The following is a 16927-nucleotide window of genomic DNA, read 5'->3' on the forward strand; positions in this document are numbered from 1 at the left end:
TTGGAGCCAATTCACAATTATAGCAAATAAAACTTATTTAATTCGCATTTTTTTGATATCGCCTTCGCGAGTAACAATTAAAAAACTGTCTTCGACTAAAATTGGCGAAACCGCAATACCATCGCTGTCTATTTCTTGTTGAGAAACAAATAACCCAGTATCTCTATCTAACCAATGTAAATATCCTTCACTATCAGCTAAAACGACATAATTATCAATAATCATTGGCGGTGTTAATTGACGATACTCTAGCTCTTCATTATTCCAAAGTTCAGTGCCACTTCGTGCATCAACTGCTACTACATGATCTTTCTCTGTTACTAAGAAAAGACGTTTACCATCAGATGACATATTCATTGCTGATGAATAGTTACGTTTCCAAGCAGGTTGCCCAGTACGAAGATCTAGTGCAATTAATTGTCCGTTATAGCCTATTGTGTATAAACGACCACCTAAAATAAGTGGAGACGCATCAACATCGACTAAACGATCAATCTCTGTCGCACCTTTTGGTGTTCCTACTGGTTGTTGCCACAGTAACTGACCTTTAGAGATCAATGCTGCCGCTAAACGACCATTAGACATTCCCCAAAAAACACCACCAGAAATACTGACTGGAGCACTATCACCACGAAGCGTTAAGTTAGGCACTTCACTATTGATTTGCCATTTCTCATCACCGGTTTCAGCATCAAAAGCCACAAGAGCACCACGACTGCTATGAACAATAACATAGCCTTCATCTGCTAATGGCTTCGCAAGAACTTCACCATCAACCGTTTTACGCCATAGCTCTTCACCCGTTTCAGCATCAAGAGTTATGATTTCTCCGTTCTCAGAGCCGATGAACACCTTACCGTATGTTAAGGTTAAACCACCAGATAATCGAGCAGATACATCTTGTTCTAAATCTCGTTCCCAAATGGTTTTTCCATTTTCAGGATCAAGAGCTTTAACAAGACCATCACGGCTTGCAACATAAACTTTTTGATAAGCATAAACTGGTGTTAAACGTGAAAAATAATGTCCAACACCATCACCAATTGAACTTGTCCATTCCGTTGTTGGTTCAAATTGATTCTGAACAACAGGAACCGGTGCCATTACGATTGTATCTTCTTCACTCGCACAGCCAAAAAGCATGGAGAAACCAAAGGTACATAATGCCGCTTTTTTTAACACCTTACGCATTCAGTTGTCCTTACTCTGCTAAGTCATCCAGTTTCATTTGAACCGCTTGATTCATCCCAGCTTGTAATGCTTCAGTATAAGCAGTACGAGCGGTAGCTACGTCGCCTTGACTAAGAGCAATATCACCTTTTAGCTCAGCAACGCGTGCAGCCCAGCTTGTTGGTTTTACATTAGCGAGTGTCGCTAAAGCAGCATTAAATTGTGTTTGTTCAGCTTGAATACGAGCAGAACGAACTTGAGCAGTAGCAATCAATGATTCGTCTTTACTGTTACTTGCAACCCAATTCAATTGCTCTAATGCAGCATCAAGCTGACCAGCGTCTACCTGAACTTTAGCTAACTGAAGTGCCGCTAATACTGCGTACTCACTTTTAGCATGAGCAGTAATAAATGCTTGTGTAGACTCAGCAGCTTCTGCACCAGAGTTTTGCAATGCAGTTAGTGTTTTTTCATAAGAAATTGAAGTAGTTTCTTTTGCTTCAATTTTTGTCGATTGGTAATATTTCCAACCTAGAATTGCACCAATACCAACAACGCCACCAACTACGACAGCCTTGCCGTTTTCTTTCCACCAACTTTTAATGGCTTCAACTTGTTGTTCTTCAGTTTCGTAGGCTTCCACGTCCTATCCTCTTAAATCAATTCAGCTAATTTTGCGAATACATCGGCTTGAGCGAACATTTCTTGTTCGCCAGTACATAAATCTTTTACGTTCACTGTCTGATCAGCAACTTCACTCTCACCTAAAATAAGAGCAACTGCAGCACCAGCGTTATCAGCACGTTTAAATTGCTTTTTAAAGTTACCACCACCGAAGTGACACATGACTCGTAAGCCAGGAACTTGTTCACGTAATGATTCAGCCAGTTTCATTCCAGCCATTAGAGTGCCTTCACCAGACGTTACCATGTAAACATCCACTGAACGACGTACGTCTGTTAATTCTAATGTTTCCATCAGTAATACCAAACGCTCTAAACCCATAGCGAAACCAACTGCAGGGGTTGTTTTTCCGCCTAATTGCTCAACTAGACCATCGTAACGACCACCACCACACACTGTACCTTGAGCGCCTAAGCTTTCTGTAATCCACTCAAAAACAGTACGGTTATAATAATCTAATCCACGAACTAAACGTTCATTAACTTGATATTGGATGCCAGCAGCGTCAAGTAGTTCACATAATCCAGAAAAATGTGCTTTTGAATCATCATCTAAGTACTCTGATAGTTTAGGTGCATCACCTAAAATCGCTTGTACATCAGGATTCTTTGTATCAAGAACACGCATTGGATTAGTATGCATGCGACGTTTACAATCTTCATCTAACACATCTAAGTATTGTTCTAAAAATGCCACTAATGCGACACGGTAGTTAGCACGTGACTCTAATGAACCAATAGAATTAAGTTCTAAACGTACATGTTTATCAATACCTAGCTCACGCCATAAACGAGCAGTCATCATGATAAGTTCAGCATCAACATCTGGACCATTTAGGCCAAAGACTTCAACACCTACTTGGTGGAATTGGCGGTAACGACCTTTCTGAGGACGCTCATGACGGAACATTGGACCCATGTACCATAAGCGTTGTTCTTGGTTATAAAGTAAACCATTTTCAATCCCTGCACGTACACAACCCGCTGTACCTTCTGGACGAAGCGTTAAGCTATCGCCATTACGGTCTTCAAACGTGTACATCTCTTTTTCAACAACATCAGTTACTTCACCGATAGCACGCTTAAATAGATGTGTTTGTTCAACAATAGGCATACGAACTTCATTGTAGCCATATGCACTAATAACGCGTTTAACGCCATCTTCTACTTTGTGCCACAATGGCGATTGTGTTGGAAGGCAGTCATTCATGCCTCGAATTGCTTGGATTGCTTTAGCCACGTTCACTTCCCAATGGGTTTTATTTATATCTGGTTTATTAATCAGTCAATCTGATTAATATCAATTTGGTTTTCTTTTGATAACATCGCTGCTTTCGCACGAATCTTCGCTTCTAGCTTATCTACGATATTGTCGTTATCAAAACGTTCTTTCTGACGAATACCGTCTTCATAGAACGCACTTTTACGATTACTTCCCGCAATCCCCATATGAGACACTTCAGCCTCACCTGGACCATTTACGACACAACCAATAAGAGAAACATCCATTGGTGTGATTAAATCTTCTAATCGTTGCTCTAGCTCATTCACCGTAGCAATAACATCGAACTCTTGACGAGAACACGTTGGACAAGCAATGAAATTAATACCACGAGAACGAATACGTAATGATTTTAAAATATCAAAGCCAACTTTGATCTCTTCAATAGGATCTGCGGCTAATGAAATGCGTAATGTATCCCCAATACCTTCAGACAATAACATACCTAAGCCTACAGCTGATTTCACTGAACCAGCACGAGCGCCACCCGCTTCAGTAATACCTAAATGCAACGGTTGAGCAATTTGTTTTGCCAATAAACGATAAGAATCAACCGCTAAAAATACATCAGAGGCTTTTACACTCACTTTAAATTGGTCAAAGTTCATTCTTTCTAAGATATCAACATGACGCATTGCCGACTCAAGTAATGCTTGAGCTGTTGGCTCTTTGTATTTTACTTGGATATCTTTTTCTAATGAACCTCCATTCACACCAATGCGAATAGGAATATTTTTATCTTTTGCACAATCAACAACAGAACGAATGCGCTGTTCATTACCAATATTGCCGGGGTTAATACGTAAACAATCGACACCATATTCTGCTACTTTTAGAGCGATACGGTAATCAAAATGAATATCAGCCACTAATGGTACTGAGACTTGTTGTTTAATTAACTTAAACGCTTCAGCTGCATCCATTGTTGGAACTGAAACTCGAACAATGTCAGCGCCTACTTTTTCAAGTGCTTTAATTTGGGCTACCGTCGCAGCAACATCAGTCGTTAATGTATTTGTCATTGACTGAACAGCGATAGGCGCTCCATCACCAATAGGAACATTACCCACATAAATGCGAGTAGATTGGCGACGTTTAATTGGGGACTCTATATGCATGGAATCAACTCATTATTGAGGTAAGGTTAATCGTGCAACTTTACCAGCTGGATAGGCTGATAAATCAACAGGCTTACCTTTATAAGTTAGCGTTACAGCACTTGGAGCACCGATAACTAATTTATAAGGTGCTTTACCTGTTAACTTTAATGTTTGATTTGTTTTTTTAACGCCAGAATACAAACGATTGTTTGAAGCGTCTTGAACTTGTAACCAGCAATCACTGTTGAATGTCATTACTACATCATCACTAATTATTGCTGTTTTTTCTTCAATTTTTTCTTCAGAAACCGCAGCCGCTTCTGGCTCTTTTTCGATTTCTTTTTCAAGCGCCTCTGGAGACGTTTCTAGTTCAGATACATTAGTATCAACTTCAAGCATTTCTGCTTCATCCAACATTGGCTTCGTTTCTACTTCTGTATTTTTATCTGCTGAATCCATCGATTCTGCAGTAGCAACATCACTGATTAATTGAGCATCATTACGACTCTCTAATTGAGCTTGTTCTTGCCACCACCATAGAACTGACATACCAAGAATAATAGCAAAAATTACCCACGTTAATTTCATGATACGATTATCATGCTTCTCTCTTTTCGTCTTACGAGAAAAGCTTTGCATATCATGCTGTTCGATTTTTGCTTTACCTAATTGATCTAATGCGTTCAGAACTTTCGTTTCAGGAACATTTACTACTTTGGCATAAGAACGATAATAACCACGTGTGAACGTGGCTAGTTTTCCCATATCAAATTGGTCAGCTTCAATCTGCTCTAAAACTTCTACTCGTAAACGTAAACGAGAAGAAATATCTTCTATCGTTAAATTTAACGCTTCACGAGCTTCTTTTAATAATTGCCCTGGAGCGACAAGTGTTTCTACTTTTTCTTCAATGTTTTCAGGAGTCATAATTTAAATAATTCTGATATTCTCTGGAGTCCGGATATTTCTTCCCAAGTAAATCTGCATATTTTTTAACTAAATGTGCATTGCCTGCTTTTTTTTCTAATTCTATGAGTAAGCTTAGGCTAACGGGTTTGTATCCGTACTTCTTAGTAAATTTAAACAGCGCAATTCTCGGTTCTGAATAGTTGCCTTCATCAATATTCAATTTTGCCAATTGAAGGGTAGAACGAACTCGATTCGGATCATGAGCCAGTGAGCGCTCAAAATACGTTTTTGCTGTCACTTTATCCCCACTACTTAATGCACACATAGCAGCATTTTCATAACTTGCCGAAACAAGATAATAGTAAGGTTGGTCTATTGCTTGAACAAACTTCTGTTGAGCTTCCTCATATCGGCCGTTCTTACAAAGAAAAACACCGTAGTTATTTAATACATTACCATTTTTTGACGAAGAACGTAATGCTCGTTTATAAGCCTTTTCAGCTAATTCGTTTTCTTCTACTTGTTGGTAATAATAGGCGAGGGAAGTTTGAGAGCGGTAATAGTCAGGAGCGTATTGTACAGCCAGTTCCAAATTTTCACGGGCTTTTATCATGTTACCCGCATTTAAGTAGCTTAATCCAAGGGTAATTCGAGCTTCAGCAGCTCGAATTATCTCTTCTTTGGTCATGTCATCAGCTTCATTTACCGTGACACAACCTGCACTAACTAATAACCCAACGGTTAATAGTGCCGCACTCCATTTTCTCATACTGCCTTCCCTTGCTGTTATACATCAAGGTTAAACAGTTTTAACAGGGATAGCCTCACCTTGCTGTTTAACTTGAGTACGTTTAGTTCTATCGATTACATCACCCACTAATTGACCACAAGCGGCATCAATATCATCGCCACGAGTTTTACGTACAGTTACTGTAAAATCGTATTCCATTAGCGTCTTCATGAATCGATCGATACGTGAATTACTTGGCTTCTTGTATGGTGACCCAGGATATGGGTTAAATGGAATCAAATTAATCTTTGCAGGGGTATCTTTTAGTAATTCTGCGAGTTGTCTTGCATGATTCATATCATCATTAACATGATCTAAAAGTACGTACTCGACCGTTACACGGCCACGGTTAGCATTTGATGATGCAATGTATTCACGAACGCACGATAAAAATGCATCAATGTTCCAACGATCATTAATTGGCATAATCTCACTACGTAGTTCATCTGTTGGAGCATGAAGAGAAATCGCTAATGCTACATCGATTTTACCAATCATTTGCTCCAAACCAGAAACAACGCCTGAAGTAGATACCGTTACGCGGCGCTTAGATAAACCAAAACCCAGATCATCAAGCATAATTTCTAATGACGGGATTAGGTTTTTCATATTAAGCAGCGGCTCACCCATACCCATCATTACGATATTTGTAATTGGACGACGGCCCGTTTCTTTTTCTAAGCCGATTTCACGAGCCGCACGCCAAATTTGGCCTACAATTTCAGAAACTTTAAGGTTACGATTAAAGCCTTGTTGAGCCGTTGAACAGAATTTACATTCTAGAGCACAGCCCACTTGAGAAGAAACACATAATGTTGCACGGTCACCATCAGGGATATAAACCGTTTCAACATCTTGATCGCCTACTTTCATAGCCCATTTAATAGTGCCATCAACAGAATGTTGAGCTTCTGATACATAAGGTGCTCGGATCTCACACTTGTGCTTTAGCTTTTCACGAAGTTTTTTGTTGATGTTGTTCATTTGATCGAAGTCATCACAACCAAAGTGATACATCCACTTCATGATTTGATCGGCTCTGAATGCTTTCTCTCCTAATTCCTCAGAAAAAAATGCTCGAAGTCCTTTACGATCAAAGTCCAGTAGATTGATTTTAGCTGTAGTCATGTTGCCTCTCTGATAAATAACATCACCGCGAATATCGGGCGCAGAATTGTACAAGTTTTGAGAGGATATTACTAGTAATTAGAGGTATTGCTGGGGATCAAAGAATTGAGATGATATGTACTTAGTGACTAGAAACGATAAGAGCAGATATGCAGACAGTATAAGCTACACTGCTCTTATAGGGAGCGAAGCGATTAGTTTCTAGTTAATATAGAAAACTTAGGTTCGCTTACTTTTTAACATGACTTTATTCTGCAGGGCGCGGACATATTTCATCTTCAGCAAAGAAATAAGCAATCTCACGAGCCGCAGATTCTGGGCTATCAGCACCGTGAACTGAGTTATAACGCATACTGATTGCATAATCTGCACGTAATGAACCACAAGCAGCTTCTGCTGGGTTAGTTTTTCCCATCAGCTCACGGTAACGAACAACGGCATTTTCACCTTCCAACACCTGTACCATTACTGGGCCAGACATCATATAAGCAACTAGATCATTAAAGAACTCTTTGCCTTCATGCTCTGCATAAAAGCCTTCAGCTTGCTCTTTAGTTAAACGCAGCATTTTAGCCGCAACAACTTGCATACCTGTTTTTTCAATACGACGGTAAATAGCACCAATAAGATTACGCTTAACAGCATCTGGTTTTACAATTGAAAAAGTACGTTCTATTGTCATTTTACTTTCCTTTAAGTTTCTTTTACTTCTCTTGAAGCTATTATAGTTATAAGAAAAAAGACCGAGTTTATGGCCCGATCTCTTATTCGTTATTTAGTAAGTAGGTTCGCTAACGTTCTTACGCCTACACCGGTTGCTCCGGCAGACCATTTATCTGATGGCGCGGTACGATACGTTGCAGAGCAATCCATATGTAGCCACCCTTTCTTATAATCATCAACAAAATAAGAAAGAAAACCAGCAGCTGTACTTGCACCAGGCGAATATGGACCCGAACCAATATTTGCCAAATCAGCAAAGTTCGATGGTAGCATATTACGGTGAAATTCCATTAGCGGTAAACGCCATAAGCCTTCATTTTCTTCTTGAGCTGACATTAACGCTTTTTGGCTCAATTCATCATCAAAACTTAATAAAGAATGGAAGTCATTTCCTACCGCCATTTTTGCAGAACCCGTTAAAGTTGCACAATCAATAATCAATTCAGGATTTTGTGCTGAAGCAAATTGAAGACCATCAGCTAATACTAGTCGTCCCTCAGCATCTGTATTTAAAATCTCAACCGTTTTACCATTTTTGTAGGTAATAATATCACCTAACTTTAATGCTCGACCTGAGATCATATTTTCAGCGCAACATAGAACCAACTTAACACGCTTATCTAAACCACGAAGAATAGACATTGCAAGCCCAGCAGTCGCTAACGCTGACCCACCCATATCTGCTTTCATTGATGCCATGCCACCAGACGGTTTAATACTGTAACCACCTGAATCAAACGTAATGCCTTTACCAACAAGACAAGCGAAAACTGGTGCGTCAGCATCACCTGTTGGATTGTAATCTAATTGCAGCATCGCAGATGTACGCTCAGAACCACGACCAACAGCATAAGTACCAGTCCAACCTTCAGTTAAAAGATCTTTATCTTTTACAATTTTAGTTGTCACTGTTCCTACTGGTGCCACCGATTTAATAAACTCAGAAGCCATTGTAGCCAATTGACGAGGCGCTACTTCTTCGGCTGTTTTATTGATGATGTCGCGAGTCCAATTGGTTGTCAAAATACGAGCATTCAATTCTTTTTCATCGGTGTCAGCCAATGCTGTCCAAACAACATCATTATTCTTTTTAGAATCGCGGAAACCCTGAATAAAAGACCAAATGGATTCAAGATCCCATTCAGCTCCTTTTAATTCAACCTCTACAATGCCTTGACCGTTTAACTTTCTAGCAGCCTGTTGGATTGCACCGTACACATCAACATTTGTACAATGAATAACTGCACCTTCAGAGGCAAATGAAATAAGAGCATTATCGCCCCAATGAGCAGCTGCGGCTTCTGTTGAAAGTTGTACTGTCATCTTTTGTGACATGTGAATCTCCTTTAAATACGCAATAACTCCATACAATCACACACCGATGATTATTTATATTGCGCGACTATCAAATGGGAATAAGCGAACAGAACGTTCTTTTTTATCTAATTTGCCTATTTTACCTTGGCGATACAAGGCATTTACACAAAATGTAAGAGGTGGATCCAATCGGTTGATGGGATTTTATACGTTATTAAGCCTATTCATTAATACGATTAAATTAATCTCGCTCATCCATCCAACAAAGAACTATCGCTTCTAATATTTTCTCACCAGAATGATTTGGGTCATCATCAAATTCCTCTAAAGCCATAACCCATTCTCTTAAATCGGTAAAACGAACAGTTTGAGGATCAATCTCTGGATATTGCTCAGAAAGCTCAATTGCAATGTCACGTGAATCTATCCATTTAATGCTCATAATTTCATCCTTAATTACGTTGTATATAGTACTGATATAAAAAAAGGTAAGTTCTGAAACGCAAGTTTATCACTTGTCTTCCATCTCTTACCTTTATCAAAAGTAGTTCAATTAATCAGGTAAGATTAATGGTCTTCTGATGCTAAGTTTAGTGTATATTTTGGAATCTCTACGACTAAATCTTGTTTTGCCATTCTTGCTTGGCAACCTAAACGAGACTCAGGCTCTAGCCCCCACGCCTTATCCAGCATGTCATCTTCAAGCTCATCACTCTCTTCTAGAGAATCAAACCCTTCACGAATAACAATATGACACGTTGTACACGCACATGATTTTTCACAAGCATGTTCAATTGCGATACCGTTCTTTAAAGCAACGTCTAAAACAGTATCACCTTCATTTGCTTCAAGTACTGCACCTTCTGGGCATAACTCATCATGTGGTAGAACAATAATCTTTGGCATTTCTATACCTCATCAATAGATTGACCGGCTAATGCGGCACGAATAGAAGCATCCATTCGACGCGCAGCAAACTCTTGGCTTGCTTCATCAGCGTGTTTAATTCCATCTTCAATTGCTTGCGTATCTGTACCTTGACGTACTGTGATTAACGCTTCAATTGCTTGTAAAATTTCTGCTTGTTCTTCTTTTGATAACAAGGTGTCGCCATCATTATTTAATGCAACAACAAGACCTTCAATAACTCGATCGGCTTCAACTTGCTGCTCTGCTAATGCACGAGCTTGCATGTCTTCTTTAGCAAACGTCATTGAATCTTTCAGCATGTTCGCGACTTCATTATCACTTAAACCATAGGAAGGCTTAACTTGGATATGGGACTGAACACCCGTACTTTTTTCCATTGCTGTTACTGATAAAAGTCCATCAGCATCTACTTGGTAAGTCACTCGGATATGCGCGGCACCCGCAGTCATCGGTGGAATACCTTTTAATGAGAAGCGAGCAAGTGAGCGTCCGTCTTCTACCATCTCACGTTCACCTTGAACAACGTGAACCATCATTCCTGTTTGACCATCTTTAAAAGTGGTGAATTCTTGTGCTTTCGCAACAGGGATAGTGGTATTGCGTGGAATGATTTTTTCAACCAAGCCACCCATGGTTTCAATCCCTAAAGACAACGGAATAACATCAAGCAATAACATTTCAGCATCAGGTTTATTACCCACTAAAATATCCGCTTGAATGGCAGCACCAATAGCAACCACTTGATCTGAATCGATACTCGTTAATGGCGTTTTTCCAAAATAGTCACCAACAGAGCTGCGCACGATAGGCGTTCTTGTCGAACCGCCAACCATAACAACTTCCATTACTTCTTCTGAGGTAATATCTGCATCTTTTAGCGCACGGCGACAAGCCATTAGTGTTTTCTTCACTAATGATTGAATTAATTGATTAAAAACATCAACCGTAATACTGCCTGACCATTCTTTAAAAGAAACAGTAACTGAATCTGCATCTGACAATGCCACTTTAGTTTCTGTTGCTAATGTCAAAAGCTCACGCTGTTCTTGATTAGAAAGTGCTGATGTAATACCTGCTTGATCTTTAATCCATTGCGCTAATGCATGGTCAAAATCATCGCCACCCAGTGCTGAATCACCACCTGTTGCTAATACTTCAAATACGCCTTTTGATAAACGTAAGATTGAAATATCAAATGTACCACCACCAAGATCATAGACAGCAATAACGCCTTCCTGACCTGAATCTAAGCCATAAGCAATCGCTGCGGCTGTTGGTTCATTCAACAAGCGTAAAACGTTTAAGCCTGCAAGTGTCGCGGCATCTTTGGTTCCTGCGCGCTGAGCATCATCAAAATAAGCCGGTACTGTAATTACAACACCTTCAAGATCACCACCTAACGTTGCTTGAGCACGGTTAGATAATGATTTAAGGATCTCTGCTGATACTTGAACTGGATTAACATCACCTTGAGGTGTACTAATCACAGGTAACCCATTATCACTTTCTGTAAATTGGTAAGGTAGATCAGGGTAACGCGCTTGAATGTCTTTCAATGAACGTCCCATTAAGCGTTTTACAGAAATAATGGTATTTTGAGGATCAGAAGCGGCTGATTGATAAGCGTTGGCACCCACACAAATTTTATCGTTTTGATATTGCACCACGGACGGAAGAATTACGTTACCTTTTGTATCAGGTAATGTATTTGCTTCACCACTTCGAACCGAAGCGACCAATGAGTTAGTTGTGCCTAAATCGATGCCGACTGCTAGTTTATGTTGATGTGGTGCAGCACTTTGTCCAGGCTCAGAAATTTGTAGAAATGCCATGGGTAATATCCTTCACTTAATTAATCTAACAAAGATTAATTTAATAATTTATCTTCTAACTTTTCGACTTCTTGATTGAGCTTATCAATAAACTTTAGTTTACGTACGCTTTGTGCCGCCTCTTGCCATGCATCCACGTCTAATTGCTGTTTCAATTCAGCCAATTGTGATTTACGCATTGTGGAAACATTTTCAGAAAAATCAAATAATGCACTTTCAGGATCAGAACTTGATGAGATATCTTCTAGCTCTTCTCGCAGTTCCATTTGTTGCATTAAAAACATCGGGTCTTGCATCGTCGTTTGTTCACCACGAATGTCATGACCTTGTTCTGAAAGTAGGTATTCTGCACGGGAGACTGGATTTTTTAGCGTTTGATAAGCGTCGTTAATTTGTGCCGCTTTTTGAACGGAAAGTAAACGGTCACGTTCTGACGAAGTCGCGAAGTTATCAGGGTGGAATCGTTTCTGCAATTCACGGAATTGAGCAGAAAGAAGGCCACCATCCAGTTCAAACTGGTTTGGTAGCCCAAATAATTCAAAATGATTCATAGTTAACGTTATGCTCTATACGTTGAAGCTTTCACCACACCCACATTCACTTTTTACGTTTGGATTGTTGAATTGGAAACCTTCATTTAGACCTTCTTTGGCAAAATCTAATTCTGTTCCATCCATGTAAGCTAAGCTTTTTGGATCGATGATAATCTTAACCCCAAATTCTTCAAACACTTGGTCTTCTTCGTTTAGCTCATCAACAAATTCAAGAATATACGCCATACCAGAGCAACCAGAGGTTCTTACGCCTAAACGTAGACCAATGCCTTTTCCTCGGTTTTCAAGAAATGTTTGAACACGGCTTGCTGCTGCTTCAGTTACTGAAATGGCCATACTACAACCTTTACTATATTTGTTTTGTGGTCATGGGTGTCGTTAGTCAATAACGACCTATATTAGACAATAAAGCGCCTATTTACACGATATCACGTAAACAAGACGCTTTATAACGTTACTTAATCTTAGTGTTTATTACGGTAGTCAGATACCGCTGCTTTAATCGCATCTTCCGCCAAGATTGAACAGTGAACTTTCACTGGTGGTAATTCTAGCTCTTCAGCGATTTCAGCATTTTTAAGTGCTGCTGCTTCGTCTAGAGTTTTACCTTTAACCCACTCAGTAACTAATGAGCTTGATGCGATTGCTGAACCACAACCGTATGTTTTAAATTTTGCGTCTTCAATAATACCTTCTGGAGATACTTTGATTTGCAACTTCATTACATCACCACACGCTGGTGCACCAACCATACCGCTACCAACGGATGGATCATCTTTTTCAAATGAACCAACATTACGTGGGTTTTCGTAGTGATCGATTACTTTTTCGCTATAAGCCATGATAAATACCTCTAAATTCTGGAACGTCCGTGTTAGTGGTGTGCCCACTCAACCGTGTTTAAGTCGATGCCTTCTTTATACATATCCCATAATGGAGACATATCACGCAGTTTATTTACTGCTTGGCTAATTTGTGTGATTGCATGATCAATCTCTTCTTCCGTCGTATAACGACCAAATGAGAAACGAATTGAACTGTGTGCTAGCTCATCATTCAGACCTAACGCACGCAATACATACGATGGTTCAAGACTTGCTGAAGTACATGCTGAACCTGAAGAAACCGCAAGATCTTTTAGTGCCATTAATAATGACTCACCTTCAACAAACTCAAAGCTGATGTTCAAGTTATGCGGTACACGCTGGTCTAAATCACCATTAATGTGTACAGCTTCCATATCCTTAACGCCATCAAGAAGACGATCACGCATTGCTAAACAATGATCATAATCTTTTTGCATCTCTTCTTTTGCGATACGACACGCTTCACCCATACCAACGATTTGGTGGGTTGCTAACGTACCAGAACGGAAACCACGCTCATGACCACCGCCGTGCATTTGTGCTTCTAAACGAATACGAGGTTTACGGCGAACGTACAATGCACCAATGCCTTTAGGGCCATACATTTTATGAGCAGAAAGTGAAATTAAATCTACTTTCATTTCTTGTACATCAAGAGGAATTTTACCTGCAGATTGTGCTGCATCAACATGGAAAATAATTTTACGTGAGCGACAAAGCTCGCCCATTGCTGCGATGTCTTGAATCACACCAATTTCATTATTTACATGCATAATAGAAACAAGAACGGTATCTTCACGCATTGCTGCTTCTAATTTCGCTAAATCAACTAAACCATTTGATTCAGGCTCTAGGTACGTTACTTCGTAACCTTCGCGCTCAAGTTGACGGCATGGATCCAGAACTGCTTTATGCTCAGTTTTACAAGTAATAACGTGCTTACCTTTCTTATGGTAGAAATGTGCAGCACCTTTAATTGCAAGGTTATCTGATTCTGTAGCGCCTGATGTAAATACGATCTCACGTGGGTCAGCATTTAATAAAGCGGCAATATTGTCACGAGCAGTATCTACTGCTTCTTCAGCCTGCCAGCCGTAGCGGTGTGAACGTGATGCAGGGTTACCAAAGCATCCGTCCATTGTCATATGTTGAACCATTTTATTCGCTACACGCTCATCAACAGGACAAGTCGCCGAATAATCAAAGTAAATTGGCAGTTTCATTTTCATCTCCGAGAATACAGACGTTTGACCGTCAAAGGCGGACATTAACACCCACAGAATTTGTTATTTTAGAACCCGTTGCTAACCCATTATTTAAGGCTGCATCGATATTTTGTCTATCTGATACTTGTTGAACTTCATTATCAATCATAAGCTCACCAAGAGTAATACCATCTAAGAAGCTACTAATTCGTGAACTTAAATCACGCCACAAGGTGTGCGTTAAACAACGCGTCCCACCTTGGCAGCCTTCTTTACCATGACATTTAGTTGCGTCAACTGATTCATCAACCGCTGAAATAACCATTCCAACCGCAATTTCATTCGGTTTTAAGCCTAAGCGGTAACCACCACCTGGACCTCTAACGCTAGCAACTAAACCGGCTTTACGTAATCTAGAGAATAATTGTTCAAGATAAGATAATGAAATCCCTTGTCTCTCCGAAATATCGGCAAGTGGCACAGGGCCTTCTTGTGCATGCAAGGCAACATCAAGCATTGCTGTTACTGCATACCTTCCCTTCGAAGTTAATTTCATAAGTTACCTCATATCCACACTATTCGTATGGAATGAAGTTTCCCATACCTGACTATTTTGGTCAAGTATTTATCCTACTATTTTGGTCAAGTATTATAACTTGATGATAATTATTCTTTTATGCTTCTTTCTACCGCAGTTAAAATACCGCGTAATGTACGTAATTCATGCGTTTCTGGACGAGCGCGATTAAACATGCGGCGCATTTTATTCATCACTTGTCCTGGATGAGCCTTATTAATAAAGTCTGTGTCTGTCATGACTTTTTCAAGGTGCTCATAAAATAATTCTAATTCGTGATTTAAAGGGTATTCCGCTTCTTTAGACTCCCCTTTATATGCTTGGCTATCTAACCAAGCAACACGAGCTTCATAACTGATTGTTTGTACTGCCATTGCTAGATTCAATGAGCTGTATTCTGGATTCGCCGGGATACATACATGGAAATGACATTTTTGTAATTCGTCATTTGTTAACCCAACTCTTTCTCGACCAAATACAAACGCAATTGGGTGAGATAGTGCTTCTTCTATTGCTTTAACCCCTGCTTCGCGAGGCTCTAGCATTGGCCATTCAAGCGTTCTCGAGCGAGCACTTGACCCAATCACTAAACCACAATCAGAAATCGCTTCATCTAAGGTATTAACAATACGCGCTCGATTCGCAATATCACTTGCACCTGCCGCTAATGCGATGGCTTGACCATCAACTTCACACTCTGGAGCAACTAATACCATATTAGTTAAGCCCATTACTTTCATTGCACGAGCCGCTGACCCAATGTTTCCTGAATGGCTAGTACCAACAAGGACAATACGAATTCTATCTAGCATGTTAATTTTTCCATATGATGAAAAGAGCCGCCGGATACTATCATAAAGCAATATCCCTTTCTTCTTTATATACCAGAGATTTTAACCCACAATCGCTTTTTTTATAATAAAGGCACCAACTGAACAAAAAATAAACGCTTCCTTTTGAACGTTAGTTTATGTATACTCGCGGCCGATTTCTGTTCTTTAACATCTTTTGGGATATAACTATGCATCCAATGCTAAATATTGCTATACGTACTGCGCGTAAAGCCGGTGACTTTGTTGCTAAATCTTTTGAGCAAACTGACAAAATTGAAACAACAAAAAAAGGCAATAACGAGTTTATTACGAACATCGAAAACGATGCTCAATACATGCTTGTTGACATGATCAAGAAATCTTACCCTGATCACAGCATCATTTCTGAAGAGTCTGGCCTAATCGAAGGCAAAGACGCTGACGTTCAATGGATCATTGACCCATTAGATGGCACGACTAACTTCGTTAAAGGTATCCCACACTTCTCTATCTCTATTGCGGTTCGCATTAAAGGCCGTACAGAAGTGGCTTGTGTATACGATCCAATCCGTAATGAATTATTCACAGCTCAACGTGGTGCTGGTGCTCAACGCAACAACCAACGTGTTCGTGTTCAAGAATTAAAAGACATGAACGAAACAATTCTTGCGACTGGCCTTCCATACCGTCAAAAACAACACGCTGAAAGCTACTCTAAAGTATTAAGCGCTATGTTTGTTGAATGTTCTGATATCCGTAGCTCTGGTTGTCCTTCTCTAGATTTATGTTACCTAGCTGCAGCTCGCATCGATGGTTTCTTCGCTCTTGGCCTTAAGCCTTGGGAAATAGCAGCAGCAGATCTAATCGCTCGTGAATCTGGCGTTATCTGTACTGACTTCACTGGCAACACTGACTACATGAAAACTGGTAGCCTAGTAGCTGGTAGCCCACGTATCGTTAAGTCTATGCTTAAGAAAATCCGTGAAAACGGCAGCGAAGCAATGGCTAAATAATCTTAATTGATTACCAAGATTTGAATTAAAAATCTT

At 39.8% G+C, this 16927-nt stretch carries 19 protein-coding genes; 1 reads left to right on the plus strand and 18 read right to left on the minus strand.

Going from position 1 to position 16927, the window contains the following annotated elements:
* Positions 1-33 precede the first annotated feature (33 nt).
* From bamB to trmJ, 18 genes are all read right to left on the minus strand, one after another.
* Complete coding sequence (bamB, locus tag BTO23_RS08840) at positions 34-1191, minus strand: outer membrane protein assembly factor BamB (RefSeq protein ID WP_060993646.1); 1158 nt, start codon at positions 1189-1191, stop codon at positions 34-36.
* A gap of 10 nt (positions 1192-1201) precedes the next feature.
* Positions 1202-1813, minus strand: a complete 612-nt coding sequence (locus BTO23_RS08845) for a YfgM family protein (RefSeq protein WP_061005240.1) — start codon at positions 1811-1813, stop codon at positions 1202-1204.
* 11 nt (positions 1814-1824) lie between these two features.
* A complete protein-coding gene (gene hisS / locus BTO23_RS08850; RefSeq protein WP_105063380.1) occupies positions 1825-3093 on the minus strand; it encodes a histidine--tRNA ligase in 1269 nt (422 codons plus the stop codon).
* A 41-nt stretch (positions 3094-3134) separates the two neighbouring features.
* Complete coding sequence (gene ispG, locus BTO23_RS08855; RefSeq protein ID WP_060993649.1) at positions 3135-4253, minus strand: flavodoxin-dependent (E)-4-hydroxy-3-methylbut-2-enyl-diphosphate synthase; 1119 nt, start codon at positions 4251-4253, stop codon at positions 3135-3137.
* 12 nt (positions 4254-4265) lie between these two features.
* Positions 4266-5162: a RodZ domain-containing protein gene (locus BTO23_RS08860; protein ID WP_060993650.1), complete on the minus strand. Its 897-nt coding sequence runs from the start codon at positions 5160-5162 to the stop codon at positions 4266-4268.
* Positions 5152-5913, minus strand: a complete 762-nt coding sequence (gene pilW / locus BTO23_RS08865; protein WP_105063381.1) for a type IV pilus biogenesis/stability protein PilW — start codon at positions 5911-5913, stop codon at positions 5152-5154. Before pilW ends, BTO23_RS08860 begins: the two co-directional genes overlap by 11 nt.
* Before the next feature lie 30 nt (positions 5914-5943).
* The gene (gene rlmN, locus BTO23_RS08870; protein WP_060993652.1) at positions 5944-7062 is read right to left on the minus strand and encodes a dual-specificity RNA methyltransferase RlmN; all 1119 of its coding nucleotides are present in this window, start codon (positions 7060-7062) and stop codon (positions 5944-5946) included.
* A 247-nt stretch (positions 7063-7309) separates the two neighbouring features.
* Entirely contained in the window at positions 7310-7744 is a 435-nt protein-coding gene (ndk, locus tag BTO23_RS08875; protein WP_060993653.1) for a nucleoside-diphosphate kinase, read from the minus strand.
* Positions 7745-7833: 89 nt separating this feature from the next.
* On the minus strand, positions 7834-9120 hold the full coding sequence (gene pepB / locus BTO23_RS08880; protein ID WP_060993654.1) for an aminopeptidase PepB: 1287 nt from the start codon (positions 9118-9120) through the stop codon (positions 7834-7836).
* Between the two features lie 223 nt (positions 9121-9343).
* The gene (gene iscX, locus BTO23_RS08885; RefSeq protein ID WP_060993655.1) at positions 9344-9544 is read right to left on the minus strand and encodes a Fe-S cluster assembly protein IscX; all 201 of its coding nucleotides are present in this window, start codon (positions 9542-9544) and stop codon (positions 9344-9346) included.
* Between the two features lie 125 nt (positions 9545-9669).
* Positions 9670-10008, minus strand: coding sequence for an ISC system 2Fe-2S type ferredoxin (fdx, locus tag BTO23_RS08890; protein ID WP_045101381.1), 339 nt, complete (start codon positions 10006-10008; stop codon positions 9670-9672).
* 2 nt (positions 10009-10010) lie between these two features.
* A complete protein-coding gene (gene hscA, locus BTO23_RS08895) occupies positions 10011-11864 on the minus strand; it encodes a Fe-S protein assembly chaperone HscA (RefSeq protein WP_105063382.1) in 1854 nt (617 codons plus the stop codon).
* A 35-nt stretch (positions 11865-11899) separates the two neighbouring features.
* Positions 11900-12415 carry a co-chaperone HscB gene (gene hscB / locus BTO23_RS08900; protein WP_105063383.1) on the minus strand — a complete coding sequence of 172 codons (516 nt, stop codon included), beginning with the start codon at positions 12413-12415 and terminating at the stop codon, positions 11900-11902.
* 15 nt (positions 12416-12430) lie between these two features.
* A complete protein-coding gene (gene iscA / locus BTO23_RS08905) occupies positions 12431-12754 on the minus strand; it encodes an iron-sulfur cluster assembly protein IscA (RefSeq protein ID WP_045101378.1) in 324 nt (107 codons plus the stop codon).
* A 128-nt stretch (positions 12755-12882) separates the two neighbouring features.
* Entirely contained in the window at positions 12883-13260 is a 378-nt protein-coding gene (gene iscU, locus BTO23_RS08910) for a Fe-S cluster assembly scaffold IscU (RefSeq protein ID WP_045101377.1), read from the minus strand.
* 32 nt (positions 13261-13292) lie between these two features.
* Positions 13293-14507: an IscS subfamily cysteine desulfurase gene (locus BTO23_RS08915; RefSeq protein WP_060993658.1), complete on the minus strand. Its 1215-nt coding sequence runs from the start codon at positions 14505-14507 to the stop codon at positions 13293-13295.
* 31 nt (positions 14508-14538) lie between these two features.
* A complete protein-coding gene (gene iscR / locus BTO23_RS08920; protein WP_060993659.1) occupies positions 14539-15045 on the minus strand; it encodes a Fe-S cluster assembly transcriptional regulator IscR in 507 nt (168 codons plus the stop codon).
* 110 nt (positions 15046-15155) lie between these two features.
* Entirely contained in the window at positions 15156-15878 is a 723-nt protein-coding gene (gene trmJ / locus BTO23_RS08925; RefSeq protein WP_105063384.1) for a tRNA (cytosine(32)/uridine(32)-2'-O)-methyltransferase TrmJ, read from the minus strand.
* A 209-nt stretch (positions 15879-16087) separates the two neighbouring features.
* Between trmJ and suhB the strand changes: the two genes are divergently transcribed.
* A complete protein-coding gene (gene suhB, locus BTO23_RS08930) occupies positions 16088-16891 on the plus strand; it encodes an inositol-1-monophosphatase (RefSeq protein ID WP_105063385.1) in 804 nt (267 codons plus the stop codon).
* Positions 16892-16927: the final 36 nt, after the last annotated feature.

Origin of the sequence: Aliivibrio sifiae (genome assembly GCF_002954715.1) — a bacterium.
Lineage (GTDB): Bacteria > Pseudomonadota > Gammaproteobacteria > Enterobacterales > Vibrionaceae > Aliivibrio > Aliivibrio sifiae.

Bases quoted from the DNA above. Each gene is read 5' to 3' on its own strand.
- bamB (WP_060993646.1), bottom strand. From the start codon at position 1,191: ATGCGTAAGGTGTTAAAAAAAGCGGCATTATGTACCTTTGGTTTCTCC.
- ispG (WP_060993649.1), bottom strand. From the start codon at position 4,253: ATGCATATAGAGTCCCCAATTAAACGTCGCCAATCTACTCGCATTTAT.
- BTO23_RS08860 (WP_060993650.1), bottom strand. From the start codon at position 5,162: ATGACTCCTGAAAACATTGAAGAAAAAGTAGAAACACTTGTCGCTCCA.
- pilW (WP_105063381.1), bottom strand. From the start codon at position 5,913: ATGAGAAAATGGAGTGCGGCACTATTAACCGTTGGGTTATTAGTTAGT.
- rlmN (WP_060993652.1), bottom strand. From the start codon at position 7,062: ATGACTACAGCTAAAATCAATCTACTGGACTTTGATCGTAAAGGACTT.
- ndk (WP_060993653.1), bottom strand. From the start codon at position 7,744: ATGACAATAGAACGTACTTTTTCAATTGTAAAACCAGATGCTGTTAAG.
- pepB (WP_060993654.1), bottom strand. From the start codon at position 9,120: ATGTCACAAAAGATGACAGTACAACTTTCAACAGAAGCCGCAGCTGCT.
- iscX (WP_060993655.1), bottom strand. From the start codon at position 9,544: ATGAGCATTAAATGGATAGATTCACGTGACATTGCAATTGAGCTTTCT.
- fdx (WP_045101381.1), bottom strand. From the start codon at position 10,008: ATGCCAAAGATTATTGTTCTACCACATGATGAGTTATGCCCAGAAGGT.
- hscA (WP_105063382.1), bottom strand. From the start codon at position 11,864: ATGGCATTTCTACAAATTTCTGAGCCTGGACAAAGTGCTGCACCACAT.
- hscB (WP_105063383.1), bottom strand. From the start codon at position 12,415: ATGAATCATTTTGAATTATTTGGGCTACCAAACCAGTTTGAACTGGAT.
- iscA (WP_045101378.1), bottom strand. From the start codon at position 12,754: ATGGCCATTTCAGTAACTGAAGCAGCAGCAAGCCGTGTTCAAACATTT.
- iscU (WP_045101377.1), bottom strand. From the start codon at position 13,260: ATGGCTTATAGCGAAAAAGTAATCGATCACTACGAAAACCCACGTAAT.
- BTO23_RS08915 (WP_060993658.1), bottom strand. From the start codon at position 14,507: ATGAAACTGCCAATTTACTTTGATTATTCGGCGACTTGTCCTGTTGAT.
- iscR (WP_060993659.1), bottom strand. From the start codon at position 15,045: ATGAAATTAACTTCGAAGGGAAGGTATGCAGTAACAGCAATGCTTGAT.
- trmJ (WP_105063384.1), bottom strand. From the start codon at position 15,878: ATGCTAGATAGAATTCGTATTGTCCTTGTTGGTACTAGCCATTCAGGA.
- suhB (WP_105063385.1), top strand. From the start codon at position 16,088: ATGCATCCAATGCTAAATATTGCTATACGTACTGCGCGTAAAGCCGGT.